Here is a 12,806-nt window from a genome sequence, read left to right as displayed (position 1 = left end):
ATTTAGTTTAATTTGCAGATAATAACTAAGTAGTAAAAAATATTACTTACCAGTCTTACCTTCCTTACGAATAATGTGTTCGTTTTCGTAACGAATACCCTTACCCTTGTATGGTTCAGGTGAACGAACGGCACGAACTAAGGCAGCAAAATCACCAAGATGTTGCTTGTTGATTGAGCTTAATTCAATAGTTGTGTTGTCAGGAACCTTAATATCAACATCTTCTGGCTTGTCCATTTCAACTGGTTGGGAGTAACCAACAGTTAAAATAAGCTTGTTACCCTTAAATTGAGCACGGTAACCAACACCGACAAGCTTCAAGGTCTTACTAAATCCATTAACAACACCTTCAACCATGTTATTGACATTTGCACGGGTAGTCCCGTGAATCATTTTAACTTGGTTGCTGTCATCATCACGATCAAATTTTACAACGTTACCTTCAACGCTCATCTTGATCAATGGTGAAATTTCACGACTCAAAGTACCCTTAGGTCCCTTTACAGTCACAACATTACCTTGTTGGGAAATTTCTACGCCTTCTGGTAGATCAATTTCCTTGTAACCAATACGACTCATGCTTGCACCTCCTAACTTAATTTATTTAATTACCAAATGTAGGCGATAACTTCGCCACCAATTTTCTTGGCGCGAGCAACCTTGTCAGTCACAACACCTTCAGATGTTGAGATGATGGCAATCCCTAATCCGTTGAGAACCTTTGGCACTGCGTCAGACTTAACGTATGTACGAAGACCAGGCTTAGAAATCCGCTTTAATCCGGAAATAACCCGTTGACCATCGTTACCATACTTTAAGAAGACACGAATGATGCCTTGCTTGTTATCGTCAACGTATTCAACATCGCGAATGAAACCTTCATTCTTTAAGATTTCAGCGATGTCCTTCTTCATCTTTGATGCAGGTGCTTCTACTGATTCGTGTTGAGCCATATTAGCGTTACGAATACGAGTTAAGAAATCTGCGATTGGATCACTCATAGACATCGATGTTTTCCTCCTTTTGTCGGTGATTTGTTTACCAGCTAGCCTTCTTTAAACCAGGAATTTGTCCCTTGTGGGCAAGTTCTCGCAAGCAAAGCCGGCATAAGTGGAATTTACGGTAAACTGAGTGCGGACGTCCACAACGTGCACAGCGCGTGTATTCACGACTTGAGAACTTAGCTGGACGGTTGCACTTAGCAATCATTGATTTTTTAGCCAATTTGTGGAACCTCCTTTATTTAGCGAACGGCATACCAAGTTGAGCCAATAGTTCGTGTGATTCTTCATCAGTTTGTGCAGTTGTAACAATAACAACATCCAAACCACGAACACGGTTAACCTTATCAAAATCAATTTCAGGGAAAATTAATTGTTCACGGATACCCAAAGTATAGTTACCACGGCCATCAAATGACTTATTGCTTACACCATGGAAATCACGAACACGAGGTAATGAAACATTAATCAACTTATCCAAGAAATCATACATGCGTTCACCACGTAAAGTGACCTTGGCACCGATTGACATACCTTCACGAAGACGGAATCCAGCAATTGACTTCTTAGCCTTAGTAATTAAAGGCTTTTGACCAGAAATCAATCCTAATTCTTCAACGGCTTCATCAAGGTTCTTTGAGTTGGTAGTAGCATCACCAACACCCATATTCAAGACAATCTTGTTAATCTTAGGCGCTTGCATAATTGATGAATAGTTAAACTTTTCAATCAATGCTGGACGGATTTCATTTTCGTACTTAGCTTTTAAACGATTTTCCATTAGAAGTTATTCCTCCTTTCGTAATTAATTTTAGTCGATAGTCTTGCCAGATTTCTTGGCAAAACGAACCTTCTTACCATCAACGAACTTGAAACCAACACGGGTTGGTTCGTTAGTAGAAGGATCAATCAGCATAACATTTGAAGCACTGATAGCAGCTTCAGTGTCAACAACCCCACCATTAGGGTTTGAGTTACTTGGCTTTTGGTGTTTCTTAACCATGTTAATGCCTTCAACGATCACACGGTTAGCAGAAGCAATGGTCTTCTTAACAGTACCTTCTTTGCCCTTGTCCTTACCGGCGATAACGCGAACTTTGTCACCTGTTTTAATGAACATGTTGATAGTGCACCTCCTTATTTTTGGGTAAATCTTACAGAACTTCTGGAGCTAATGAAACGATCTTCATGAAGTCATCTCCACGAAGTTCACGAGCAATTGGGCCAAAAATACGGGTACCCTTAGGGCTCTTATCGTTGTTAATCAAAACAGCGGCGTTTTCATCAAACTTGATGTATGAACCATCCTTACGGTGTAGACCTTGCTTAGTCCGTACTACAACAGCCTTAACAACGTCACCCTTTTTGACAACGCCACCTGGTGTTGCCTGTTTTACAGTAGCAACAATAATATCACCAATATTACCTGTTTTTACTCGGGAACCACCTAAAATCTTGATTACTAAGATTTCACGGGCACCGGAGTTATCAGCGACCTTCAACCGACTTTCTTGTTGAATCACGGTTAATGTCCTCCTTCCATCTTTGAATAAGAATTAGAATACGAAATTTAGAGTTATCTGCTAATTAAAGGGTAGCAGCCTTTTCGACAATCTTTACAAGACGGAAACGCTTCTTTGCTGATAATGGACGTGTTTCCATGATTTGTACAGTGTCGCCAGTCTTAGCTTCGTTGTTTTCGTCGTGTGCATAGTATTTCTTTGAGTACTTAACACGCTTACCGTAAATTGGTGCACTCTTATAAGTGTTAATCACAACGGTGATAGTCTTATCCATTTTATCGGAAACAACGCGGCCTTGATAAACCTTACGTGCATTACGTTCTTCACTCATGCGCTAATCCTCCTTTTCGTATTCTTTATTTATTTAATTCTTGTTGACGAAGAACTGTCTTAACCCGGGCAATGTCTTTGCGTACTTGCTTAAGACTTGCAGTGTTTTCCAATTGGCCGGTTGCTAATTGGAAACGTAAGTTAAATAATTGCTCCTTCAGTTCCTTTTCACGGTCAAGTAGCTTCTCAGTGGTTAATCCATTCAGTTCTTGTACGTAATCTTTACTTTTCATTAGATTGTCCACCTACTTCCTCACGTTTTACGATCTTAGTGCGAACTGGCAACTTGTGACCGGCAAGACGTAAAGCTTCACGAGCAGTTTCTTCAGATACACCTGCTACTTCAAACATTACCTTGCCACGCTTAACTGGGGCAACCCAACCTTCTGGGGCACCCTTACCATTACCCATCCGGACACCAACACCTTTGCTAGTGTAGGAAAGTTGAGGGAAGATCTTAATCCAAACCTTACCACCACGCTTCATGTAACGGGTAATAGCAATACGAGCAGCTTCAATTTGACGGTTACTGATCCAGTGGGAATCCAATGCTTGTAAACCGAATTCACCAAATGAAACAGTCTTACCACCCTTAGCTTCACCACGCATGTGGCCACGTTGAACCTTACGGTGCTTAACTCGCTTAGGTACTAGCATGTTTACTTCCCTCCTTCTTCATCATTGTTCTTCTTGGTTGGTAAAACTTCACCACGGTAGATCCAAGTCTTTACACCAAGAACACCGTATGTAGTGTTAGCTTCATCCCAAGAGTAATCAATGTCAGCACGTAATGTGTGCAAAGGAACAGTACCGTCAGAGTATGATTCAACCCGTGACATATCAGCACCATTCAAACGGCCAGCAACTTGAGTCTTAATACCCTTAGCACCAGCACGCATTGCACGTTGCATAGCACCACGCATTGCACGACGGAATGCGATACGTGCTTCTAATTGACGAGCGATACTTTCACCAACAAGGTGAGCATCTAAGTCTGGCTTCTTGATTTCCACAATGTTAATGTGGACACGTTTACCAGTTAACTTGTTTAATTCTTTACGAAGTGCTTCAACTTCTGAACCACCCTTACCAATAACCATACCAGGCTTGGCAGTATGAATTGAAACGTTTACGCGGTTAGCAGCACGTTCAATTTCAACGGTTGATACTGAGGCATCAGCAAGTCGCTTTTCAATGTACTTACGGATCCGAAGGTCTTCGTTTAAGTAGTTAGCAAAATCTTTTTCTGCGTACCACTTAGCAGTCCAGTCGCGAATGACCCCAACACGAAAACCATTAGGATTGATCTTTTGACCCACTATTCATTCCTCCTATCGTTCTGTAACAACCACTGTGATGTGACTAGTCCGCTTATTAATTGGTGAAGCGGAACCCTTGGCACGTGGACGGAACCGCTTAAGGGTTGGTCCTTCGTTTGCAAATGCTTCGCTAACTACAAGTGAAGCACGATCCAAGTCAAAGTTATTTTCAGCGTTTGCAACAGCAGATTTTAATACTTTTTCAACATCTGAAGCGGCACCACGAGGAGTGAACTTCAGAATAGCAAATGCTTCAGCAACGCTCTTACCACGAATAGCGTCTAAAACAAGACGAACCTTTCGTGCAGAAACACGAACCATCTTAGCAGTTGCCTTAGCGGATGTAATGTTTTCAGCCATGTCTATCGTTCACCCTCCTTACTTAGTTGCCTTGTCATCAGTTGCGTGACCATGGAATGTACGTGTTGGAACAAATTCACCAAGCTTGTGACCAACCATGTCTTCTTGTACGTAAACTGGCACATGCTTACGACCATCATATACGGCGAAAGTATAACCGATAAAACTTGGGAAAATTGTTGAACGACGTGACCATGTCTTGATGACAGTTTTCTTATCAGAACCTTCTTGTTCCTTAACCTTCTTTAATAGAGAAGCGTCAGCGAAAGGTCCTTTCTTCAAACTACGACCCATTTAGTGTACCTCCTCTCGGGTATTTGAGTGATATTTAATCTTAACGAGTATGTGGACCGCGCTTCCGGCCACGAACAATAAACTTGTTTGAACGAGCTTTGTGTGAACGAGTCTTCTTACCAGCGGTCTTCTTACCCCATGGAGACAGAGGAGATGGTAAACCAACAGGTTGCTTACCTTCACCACCACCATGAGGGTGATCATTAGGGTTCATAACAGAACCACGAACGTGTGGACGTTGACCAGCATAACGAGTACGACCAGCCTTACCCTTAATAAGCAATGCATGTTCATCATTACCAACAGTACCGATAGTAGCACGGCAAGTTGCAAGAACCATCCGAACTTCACCAGATGATAGGCGAACAAGTACATACTTTTCTTCCTTACCAAGCAATTGAGCAGAAGTACCAGCTGAACGAGCTAATTGACCACCCTTACCCGGCTTTAATTCAATATTGTGAATAACAGTACCAACTGGGATGTTCTTCAAAGGAAGAGCATTACCAACCTTGATATCAGCTTCTGGACCAGACTGAACAGTCATCCCAACCTTAAGACCCTTAGGCGCTAAGATGTATGACTTAGTACCATCAGCATAAACAAGTAAAGCAATATTAGCAGTCCGGTTTGGATCATATTCGATTGCCTTTACAGTTGCAGGTACATCATCCTTAATCCGCTTAAAGTCAATGATACGGTATTGACGCTTTACACCACCACCACGGTGACGAACAGTAATGTGACCGTAACTGTTACGACCAGCCTTGTGCTTCAAAGGAGCCAATAATGACTTTTCTGGAGCTGACTTTGTAATTTCAGCAAAGTCATAACCGTTCATATTACGGCGACCGTTAGTAGTAGGTTTGTACTTACGAATTCCCACTATGTTTTCCTCCTTTTTCTAATGATTAGTTTTCACTGTCGTTAAACAGTTTAATTTCATTTGAGTCGGCAGATAAAGTAACAATAGCCTTACGACGACGCTTAGTGTAACCAACGTAACGGCCTTGACGCTTCTTCTTACCCTTTAAGTTCATGATGTTTACCTTAACAACCTTAACACCAAAGATTTCTTCAACAGCATTCTTTACTTGTGTCTTAGTTGCTCGTAAATCAACATCGAATGTGTAACGCTTGTCGTCCATACCAGCCATTGAAGCTTCGGTAACTACTGGACGTAAGATAACTTCGCGTGCTTCCATTATGCGAGCACCTCCTCTACTTGAGAAAGAGCTGACTTAGTGATGACGATCTTTTGACTGTCAACAACACTTAAAATGTTAACACCAGCTGGTGTAACAACAGTGGCATTTGCCAAGTTGCGAGCAGACAAAGCAGCGTTCTTGTCATCATCAGTAACAACAACCAGTACCTTTTCGGCAACCTTAAGGTTATCCATAACTCCTGCAAATTCCTTAGTCTTTGGTGCATCAAAGTTTAATGCATCAACAACAACCAATGCGTTGTCGAGAACCTTTTGAGAAAGGGCAGACTTAATAGCAAGTTGACGAACCTTGCGAGGAAGGCTGTACTTGTAAGAACGTGGAGTAGGTCCGAAGACAATACCACCACCACGGAATTGTGGTGAACGGATTGAACCTTGACGAGCACGACCAGTACCCTTTTGACGCCATGGCTTCTTACCACCACCGCTAACAGCTGAACGGTTCTTTACGGCATGTGTACCTTGACGCATTGCAGCACGTTGACGAAGAATAGCTTCGAATTCAGCATTTTCATTTGGTTCAACACCAAAAATGTCAGCATTCAAATCGATAGTACCGTTTTGGCTACCATCTTGCTTGTACAAATTAACGCTAGTCATTATTAACTTCCTCCTTTCTTAATTATTTGTTATGTTGCTTGCTCAGGCTCTTCTTAGTATTAGCCTTCACAGAGTTCTTAATTGTAACGTATGATTTATTAGCACCAGGAACGTTACCCTTAATTAAAAGAACATTGTTATCAAGATCAACCTTAACAACTTCAAGATGTTGCATAGTGACTGTCTTGCCACCCATACGACCTGGTAACTTCATACCCTTGAAGACACGGTTAATAATTGGTCCTAATGAACCTGGACGACGGTGGTAACGGGAACCGTGTGACATAGGTCCACGTCTTTGGTTGTCCTTGTGAATGTTACCTTGGTAACCATGACCCTTTGTAACACCCGTAACGTCGACAGTTTCACCTTCATTGAAGACATCAGCCTTAACTTCGTCTCCAACCTTGATGTCATCCCCTAATTCAGCGTCACGGATTTCACCGATGAAGCGCTTAGGGGTCGTGTTTGCTTTTGCTGCATGACCTTGTTCAGGCTTGTTGCTCAAGATTTCGCGTTTGTCATCAAAACCAAGTTGAACAGCGTTGTAACCATCGTTTTCAACAGTCTTGATTTGCATAACAACGTTTGGTGTTACGTCAATAACAGTAACTGGTACCAATTCACCGTTGTCAGTAAAAACTTGAGTCATCCCAACTTTTTTACCTAAGATTCCTTTGGCCATGAGTACACCTCCTAATAAAATTTAGTTTAATTTAGAATAATAATTACAATTTAATTTCGATATCAACACCACTTGGAAGATCGAGCTTCATAAGTGAATCAACAGTCTTTGGTGTTGGATCAACGATATCAATCAAACGCTTGTGAGTGCGCATTTCAAATTGTTCCCGAGACTTCTTAAACTTGTGTGGTGAACGGAGAACAGTGTAGATAGTCCGTTCAGTTGGTAACGGGATAGGACCTGAAATTTGAGCACCTGTACGCTTTGCAGTTTCAACAATCTTGTCTGCTGATTGATCAAGGATACGGTGTTCATAAGCCTTTAACCGAATACGAATCTTTTGTTTTGCCATTATATTCCCTCCTTCGTCAGATTTAAAATTTGACTAGCTCCGCGGAAATTACCGCCACATCCTGTGGCAAAGCGGCCGGGTGTGTCGCAACCTTCCGCATCATCGCTTCGCAGCTCAATTCATTTGGGGTATATCAAAAATCTCCCTAGAACTCAAGCACCTATCCATAATACTAAAGAATGATTGTTATATCAACCTTTTTAGGAAATTAATTTCAAGTTTTTCTTTACAAATTGATTGCAGTCCTGAAATTTTCTCGCAATATTTTCTCTGTTTTTGACGTGTTTGTTCCAACAAATGCTAAAATATGATCATTGTACAATCATTTTTAAGGAGTCAGTTATGGATTTTTCGTTTAAGAAAAGATCAGTAAAAAAGCTGTACCTTGAATACACAGTCCTTTTTCTTTTTCTTGCACTATGTATTTTTGGTACATATCTAATAACTGGTCATAGTTTTATCTGGAGTAAAGATGCATTAAATCAGCATCTTCCCCTATTAGCTAAATATCGTGAAGCAGTCATTAACTTCTTCCACCATCCAGGAACTTTAAATTTTTGGTCTTGGCAATTTGGGATCGGTTCTGATACTTTTCAAGTTTTTTCTTACTATAATATAGGGGACGTTTTTTCATACTTAGCATTACTTTTCCCAGCGCATAAAATAACTCGCGCCTACCAATTTATTAGTATCGTTCGAATGTATTGCGTTGGCTTGGCTTTTGTCTATTTCGCTCAGCATTTTAAGTTTAGGAATACAACCATCCTTGCAGGAACAACTGCTTACTTGGTAAATTCATTTCTGTTATATGCATGTGTTGCTCAGCCGTTCTTCACAACCCCCTTTATTCTTTTTCCTTTAATAGTTGTTCAAATTGAACGAATTTTGCAGGGTGGCTCAGCATGGCCATTAGCTGGTGCCTTTACCTGGATGCTAATTAGTAATTACTATTTAGCGTTTATTCTCGGTATTGGCTCACTGATCTACCTCATTCTGCGAGTTACCACTAAATACCGCAAAACCCTTAGTTACCTTCACGCTCTTATCAAGCTTGCTTTTGCCACTATCACAAGTCTGCTCTTATCAGCAATTATGTGGATTCCTGAACTAATTGCTGTTAGGCATTCCACAAGACTTGGTGCACAATTCGCAAATGGTCTAAAAGTATATCCTCTTTACTATTACCTTTTTTTGCCTAAACAACTAATTAATGGAGATCAATGGTCGTTTATGTTCTGGAGCGCTTTAGGGATTGTTTCAATTGGCTTCATCGCTCTGGTATATGTTTACATCCACGCTAAAAAGTACCCATTAATAACAATCAGTTTAGGTCTCGCCCTCCTCATGCTCCTAATTCCTGCAGTTGGAGCTACCTTTAACGGGATGATGGCTGCTTCAAATCGTTGGACACTTCTTATTTATCTCCCACTATCAACGGCAATCTGTTTATTGGTAGAAAACGCTCATTGCATTTCTCACCATTCATTAAAGATTATTTCCTTTGCAACCGGGATTTATGTAGCTATCCTGCTTCTTACATTTCTTTTTGAGAACGAAAATGATATTGTTATCCCACTTCTTTTTCTTCTAACTTCCTTACTTCTTCTCTGGCTTATTAGTTTTCACCGTCTTACTCATCCTCAATTATGGCTTTTGAGTATTATTGTTCTAAACGCTGGGTTCAATGCAATTTATGCATCGTTCCCTTACAACGGTGATTTCAGCACTAAAATGCTCAGCCGAGGTCAATACCAACGCATGATGGCAATGCGGTACGGGGGGCTTGATCAAGGATTAGACCGAACACCTTCTTACCGAGTTTCCACAATTAGTGAAAATCAAATTATTGACGTTCCAACCATCGATAACGATCTCACCTCTGGTCTTCATAATATTGACTCATACTATTCATTACAAAATCAATACTTAGGCAACTTTAGTACGAGCTTACAAAATAACCAGTATCAAACTAACGTCCCCCTTCGCCAGGTAGACGATCGAACTGTCTTAAATAACTTCTTAGGCGTTAAATACCTCTTCGTTCAAAGTAACGGTGAAAATGCTACAAAGATTCCTGAAGGGTACCTCTTAGATCAATCATCCCAACCAATTATTAACTATGACTCTGGCCAACCTAGTGATATTCAGGATAAAAAGGATTTTATCCCTACCCAAACAAATCGCTATAAAACTAATAATGAATTCCCCCTAATTTATTGGCAGGGTAGCTATATTAGTCAAAAACGTTACCAAAAATTATCCCCAACTGAAAAAGAACGGGCACTCGCAAGTGGGGTTGTTGTTAACCAAGAAAAGGTTACTAAGGGAATGGAACAGGCAAATCTCGATAATCATGTCTATCAATTAAGGAGTAACCTGATCTCAAATCGCTTAAATAAGGTTAATCCCAAGCACTTGAAATATACAGATAGTGAAGAGAAGTATTATATTGAACTTCCCCAGCTAACTAATTCAACTCTCCGTCGAAAGCTTCGTGGCTCCGAACTTCATATTGAATTCAGCCAAATCAAGTTCACACCTTTCTCAATGAAAGAACAGATTAAGTATGAACAACAACATTTACAACAAATGGCTACTAATCCAGGAAGTATAGTTAACTATAAGTACAATCAATATCGGTACTGGCGCTACCACATTCTTAATGGTTCACCTGATATCAGTTTTAAGATTAACGTTGGTAGTCGCTTTGGAACTGCAACCATTAATCAACCAAAGCAAAGTACCTTATCTTTCTTTAAACAGGTTAAAAAAACAACGTTGAATATTGGCTACTACAATGGTGGTCTTCCTGATAAATTATCATTTCAGCCAACGAAACTTGGTACTTATCGGCTAAAGTATCAAGTAGTCGCCGAAAAGCTTGATAATCATTATCATAAGCAAGTAGCAACGATTCAACAGCATCGCTTACGTAAGCTTAAATTTAGTCCGAATAAGGTTCAAGGGACAATTAGCACGAATAAGAAGGGAATATTGACATCCTCAATTCCATACTCAAGTGGTTGGCATGCTTCAGTAAACGGCAAAACTGTCAAAACCGTCAGAACAAACCAAGCGTTCTTGGGAATTCCCCTTTCTGCTGGAACTCACCGGATAACTTTTAACTATCAATTGCCTGGTTTCCGTACGGGGATCGTCATTAGTATCATCGGCCTAATTTGGACTATTTTAGCCGCTATACTGTCATTAATCTTCAACAAAAATAAGTAAAAATTCAAAACCTTCCTTAACGTTATTACGCTAGGGAAGGTTTTTTACCAACTAAATTTTAGCCTGTTTTGGCATCAAAAGATTAAGAACAATTGCTGTAATTGCAGCCATCGCAACTGGAGACCCTAAAAGGTACTGAATCATTTGTGGCGCACTATGAACAACTTTTTGAGGAATTAATACCAAAGCAATCGTAATTACAATTGGTAGTCCAATGATGTAAAGATCGCTTTCCCGAACCTGTAAGTTTCGAATAACATTTAGTCCGTTTAGCATAATTGTTACTGTAATAATTGCAAAGACTCCTCCGATTACTGGTGCTGGAATAGCAGCTAGAAAGGCAGAAAGTTTTGTACAAAAACCCAGAATTACAAACCATACACCAGCCGCGACAAAGACAACTTTACTTGCTACTCCAGTAATTGAAATAATTCCCGCATTCGTGGAATATCCAGTAACCGGTGTTGAGCCCGTAATTGTAGCAATTAAGCAACTAAGACCTTCACCAATAATCCCTCGATTCCATTGCTTATCGGTAATTTCATGGTTTGTTACAGCCCCCATTGCAAACCAAGTTCCTGTCGTTTCAGTAGTTAAAATTGCATAAATAATGATAAACGTAAAAATTGCGGTCATATCGAAGTGGATCCCCCAATGAAAGATTGTTCGTTGAGGAAAACTAAACCATGGAGCGGCCGCAACTGATGAAGCATCAAATCGTCCCATTGAAGCACTAATTGCAGTCCCTGCTAACAAAGCAATAACAATTGACCCCGTCTTAAATAACTTTTGAACTTTAGGAAAACGGATACTAATTGCGACACATACAATCAAAATGGCAGCTGTAATTCCTGCTAACTCCATGTTCTGGTAAACGTCACCCTTAGCTTCAAAAATATTGTCATTCAAAGCGGAAGGAAGCAACGATAACCCAACACAGGTAATTATTGTTCCACCAACGACCGCTGGAACTAAACGGTTAATAATTTTTTGGAAAAAGCCACTTAATCCCAAAAGAATTAAAAGAATTGCCCCAACCAACAATGCTCCCATTAGCGTTGCCATTCCACCACCATGAAGACCGCCACTTGCAAGAACCACTCCTGCGGCCGCAGTTAAAGGAACAAATGATGGTCCCTGAGATACAGGCATTTTCATAAAGTACGCGGTTTGTAAAATTGTGCCAATTCCACAGGCTAGGAACGTTGCTTGAAGTAACCCAGTAGAATCAGCAGCTCCCATTGTTAACATTCCAGCCAAAATAATTGGCGGAACATAGACGTCCATTGCCAAAACGTGTTGTAACCCAAGCAAAATTGCTTCACCAGTAGGAATCTTTTCATCTGGTCCAATCAATAATTGTGCTTTCTCATCCATTAAAGCATCCTCCTAATCTCTTCCGTATACTTTCTTCCCTGCAACATAAACACTTTGAATATCCTGTTGTTCCGTCTGATACATTATCATCAGGGGATAATGTTCGGCTAATGGTCCTACTTTGATCAATACAGATTAAAGTATCTTGATAAACTTCTACCTCATTAATGTCCTTAGAAGTATAGTAAGTCCCATAAATAACTAGGTTCTCCATCAAACGATTTCCTTTCACTAAATTTGTATCATTAGATTAACACGAACTTTTCCCTTTGTAAATGATTAATCATTCGTTTTTAAATAATAAAAAAGAAAAGAGCTTAAAGACAAATTTGTCTGGGTATACACTATCTGGTATTGATGAAAAATCAATACCAGTTTTTTGTACACAAAAAAGGACAACTGTTGCCCTCGTGTTGTACAATCAATTCACCACAAAAATCATGTAAAGAAGGTTATACAGATGTCCCTAAATAATTCTATCCTAAATCTCCTCGGAATTGAAGACC

General features: G+C 40.2%; 19 protein-coding genes. 1 reads left to right on the top strand and 18 read right to left on the bottom strand.

Annotated elements, in window-relative coordinates; all coding sequences use genetic code 11:
- Nucleotides 1–42 precede the first annotated feature (42 nt).
- The 17 genes from rplF to rpsJ form a co-directional block, all read right to left on the bottom strand.
- Nucleotides 43–579, bottom strand: a complete 537-nt coding sequence (gene rplF / locus H5R64_RS03265; protein WP_182580890.1) for a 50S ribosomal protein L6 — start codon at nt 577–579, stop codon at nt 43–45.
- A 29-nt stretch (nt 580–608) separates the two neighbouring features.
- Entirely contained in the window at nt 609–1,007 is a 399-nt protein-coding gene (gene rpsH / locus H5R64_RS03260) for a 30S ribosomal protein S8 (RefSeq protein WP_182580889.1), read from the bottom strand.
- Nucleotides 1,008–1,038: 31 nt separating this feature from the next.
- On the bottom strand, nt 1,039–1,224 hold the full coding sequence (locus H5R64_RS03255; RefSeq protein ID WP_003716665.1) for a type Z 30S ribosomal protein S14: 186 nt from the start codon (nt 1,222–1,224) through the stop codon (nt 1,039–1,041).
- Between the two features lie 15 nt (nt 1,225–1,239).
- Nucleotides 1,240–1,782, bottom strand: coding sequence for a 50S ribosomal protein L5 (gene rplE, locus H5R64_RS03250; protein WP_182580888.1), 543 nt, complete (start codon nt 1,780–1,782; stop codon nt 1,240–1,242).
- A gap of 30 nt (nt 1,783–1,812) precedes the next feature.
- Nucleotides 1,813–2,121, bottom strand: coding sequence for a 50S ribosomal protein L24 (gene rplX / locus H5R64_RS03245; RefSeq protein ID WP_182582799.1), 309 nt, complete (start codon nt 2,119–2,121; stop codon nt 1,813–1,815).
- Nucleotides 2,122–2,155: 34 nt separating this feature from the next.
- Nucleotides 2,156–2,524: a 50S ribosomal protein L14 gene (gene rplN / locus H5R64_RS03240; RefSeq protein ID WP_003716662.1), complete on the bottom strand. Its 369-nt coding sequence runs from the start codon at nt 2,522–2,524 to the stop codon at nt 2,156–2,158.
- Between the two features lie 64 nt (nt 2,525–2,588).
- The gene (gene rpsQ / locus H5R64_RS03235) at nt 2,589–2,855 is read right to left on the bottom strand and encodes a 30S ribosomal protein S17 (protein ID WP_182582797.1); all 267 of its coding nucleotides are present in this window, start codon (nt 2,853–2,855) and stop codon (nt 2,589–2,591) included.
- 25 nt (nt 2,856–2,880) lie between these two features.
- Entirely contained in the window at nt 2,881–3,087 is a 207-nt protein-coding gene (gene rpmC / locus H5R64_RS03230; protein WP_003716660.1) for a 50S ribosomal protein L29, read from the bottom strand.
- Nucleotides 3,077–3,511 (bottom strand): 50S ribosomal protein L16, encoded by a 435-nt coding sequence (gene rplP, locus H5R64_RS03225; RefSeq protein WP_003716659.1) that lies wholly within the window; start codon nt 3,509–3,511, stop codon nt 3,077–3,079. The genes rpmC and rplP overlap by 11 nt, the downstream gene beginning before the upstream one ends.
- 2 nt (nt 3,512–3,513) lie before the next feature.
- On the bottom strand, nt 3,514–4,173 hold the full coding sequence (gene rpsC / locus H5R64_RS03220) for a 30S ribosomal protein S3 (RefSeq protein WP_003716658.1): 660 nt from the start codon (nt 4,171–4,173) through the stop codon (nt 3,514–3,516).
- A 12-nt stretch (nt 4,174–4,185) separates the two neighbouring features.
- Entirely contained in the window at nt 4,186–4,533 is a 348-nt protein-coding gene (gene rplV, locus H5R64_RS03215) for a 50S ribosomal protein L22 (RefSeq protein ID WP_003664558.1), read from the bottom strand.
- An 18-nt stretch (nt 4,534–4,551) separates the two neighbouring features.
- Nucleotides 4,552–4,827 (bottom strand): 30S ribosomal protein S19, encoded by a 276-nt coding sequence (gene rpsS / locus H5R64_RS03210; RefSeq protein WP_003716656.1) that lies wholly within the window; start codon nt 4,825–4,827, stop codon nt 4,552–4,554.
- A gap of 40 nt (nt 4,828–4,867) precedes the next feature.
- On the bottom strand, nt 4,868–5,713 hold the full coding sequence (gene rplB, locus H5R64_RS03205) for a 50S ribosomal protein L2 (RefSeq protein WP_182580887.1): 846 nt from the start codon (nt 5,711–5,713) through the stop codon (nt 4,868–4,870).
- Nucleotides 5,714–5,738: 25 nt separating this feature from the next.
- Nucleotides 5,739–6,032 carry a 50S ribosomal protein L23 gene (gene rplW / locus H5R64_RS03200; protein ID WP_003716654.1) on the bottom strand — a complete coding sequence of 98 codons (294 nt, stop codon included), beginning with the start codon at nt 6,030–6,032 and terminating at the stop codon, nt 5,739–5,741.
- Complete coding sequence (gene rplD, locus H5R64_RS03195) at nt 6,032–6,655, bottom strand: 50S ribosomal protein L4 (protein ID WP_182580886.1); 624 nt, start codon at nt 6,653–6,655, stop codon at nt 6,032–6,034. Before rplD ends, rplW begins: the two co-directional genes overlap by 1 nt.
- Nucleotides 6,656–6,677: 22 nt before the next feature.
- Nucleotides 6,678–7,340, bottom strand: coding sequence for a 50S ribosomal protein L3 (gene rplC / locus H5R64_RS03190; protein ID WP_182580885.1), 663 nt, complete (start codon nt 7,338–7,340; stop codon nt 6,678–6,680).
- A gap of 43 nt (nt 7,341–7,383) precedes the next feature.
- Complete coding sequence (gene rpsJ, locus H5R64_RS03185) at nt 7,384–7,692, bottom strand: 30S ribosomal protein S10 (RefSeq protein WP_003716651.1); 309 nt, start codon at nt 7,690–7,692, stop codon at nt 7,384–7,386.
- A 342-nt stretch (nt 7,693–8,034) separates the two neighbouring features.
- Here rpsJ and H5R64_RS03180 point away from each other — a divergent pair, with 342 nt between their 5' ends.
- Entirely contained in the window at nt 8,035–10,923 is a 2,889-nt protein-coding gene (locus tag H5R64_RS03180) for a YfhO family protein (protein ID WP_182582795.1), read from the top strand.
- A gap of 51 nt (nt 10,924–10,974) precedes the next feature.
- Here the strand turns inward: H5R64_RS03180 and H5R64_RS03175 are convergent, their stop codons facing one another.
- The gene (locus tag H5R64_RS03175) at nt 10,975–12,300 is read right to left on the bottom strand and encodes a uracil-xanthine permease family protein (RefSeq protein WP_182582793.1); all 1,326 of its coding nucleotides are present in this window, start codon (nt 12,298–12,300) and stop codon (nt 10,975–10,977) included.
- Nucleotides 12,301–12,806 lie beyond the last annotated feature (506 nt).

The sequence above is a fragment of the Limosilactobacillus fastidiosus genome (assembly GCF_014145505.1).
GTDB lineage: Bacteria > Bacillota > Bacilli > Lactobacillales > Lactobacillaceae > Limosilactobacillus > Limosilactobacillus fastidiosus.
Note: the sequence above shows the minus strand (reverse complement) of the source record. Positions and strands in the feature narration are given on the sequence as shown.

Bases quoted from the DNA above. Each gene is read 5' to 3' on its own strand.
- rplD (WP_182580886.1), bottom strand. From the start codon at position 6,655: ATGACTAGCGTTAATTTGTACAAGCAAGATGGTAGCCAAAACGGTACT.
- H5R64_RS03180 (WP_182582795.1), top strand. From the start codon at position 8,035: ATGGATTTTTCGTTTAAGAAAAGATCAGTAAAAAAGCTGTACCTTGAA.
- rplC (WP_182580885.1), bottom strand. From the start codon at position 7,340: ATGGCCAAAGGAATCTTAGGTAAAAAAGTTGGGATGACTCAAGTTTTT.
- rpsQ (WP_182582797.1), bottom strand. From the start codon at position 2,855: ATGAGTGAAGAACGTAATGCACGTAAGGTTTATCAAGGCCGCGTTGTT.
- rplX (WP_182582799.1), bottom strand. From the start codon at position 2,121: ATGTTCATTAAAACAGGTGACAAAGTTCGCGTTATCGCCGGTAAGGAC.
- rplP (WP_003716659.1), bottom strand. From the start codon at position 3,511: ATGCTAGTACCTAAGCGAGTTAAGCACCGTAAGGTTCAACGTGGCCAC.
- rpsS (WP_003716656.1), bottom strand. From the start codon at position 4,827: ATGGGTCGTAGTTTGAAGAAAGGACCTTTCGCTGACGCTTCTCTATTA.
- rpsJ (WP_003716651.1), bottom strand. From the start codon at position 7,692: ATGGCAAAACAAAAGATTCGTATTCGGTTAAAGGCTTATGAACACCGT.
- rplE (WP_182580888.1), bottom strand. From the start codon at position 1,782: ATGGAAAATCGTTTAAAAGCTAAGTACGAAAATGAAATCCGTCCAGCA.
- rpsH (WP_182580889.1), bottom strand. From the start codon at position 1,007: ATGTCTATGAGTGATCCAATCGCAGATTTCTTAACTCGTATTCGTAAC.
- rplF (WP_182580890.1), bottom strand. From the start codon at position 579: ATGAGTCGTATTGGTTACAAGGAAATTGATCTACCAGAAGGCGTAGAA.
- H5R64_RS03175 (WP_182582793.1), bottom strand. From the start codon at position 12,300: ATGGATGAGAAAGCACAATTATTGATTGGACCAGATGAAAAGATTCCT.
- rplV (WP_003664558.1), bottom strand. From the start codon at position 4,533: ATGGCTGAAAACATTACATCCGCTAAGGCAACTGCTAAGATGGTTCGT.
- rplW (WP_003716654.1), bottom strand. From the start codon at position 6,032: ATGGAAGCACGCGAAGTTATCTTACGTCCAGTAGTTACCGAAGCTTCA.
- rpmC (WP_003716660.1), bottom strand. From the start codon at position 3,087: ATGAAAAGTAAAGATTACGTACAAGAACTGAATGGATTAACCACTGAG.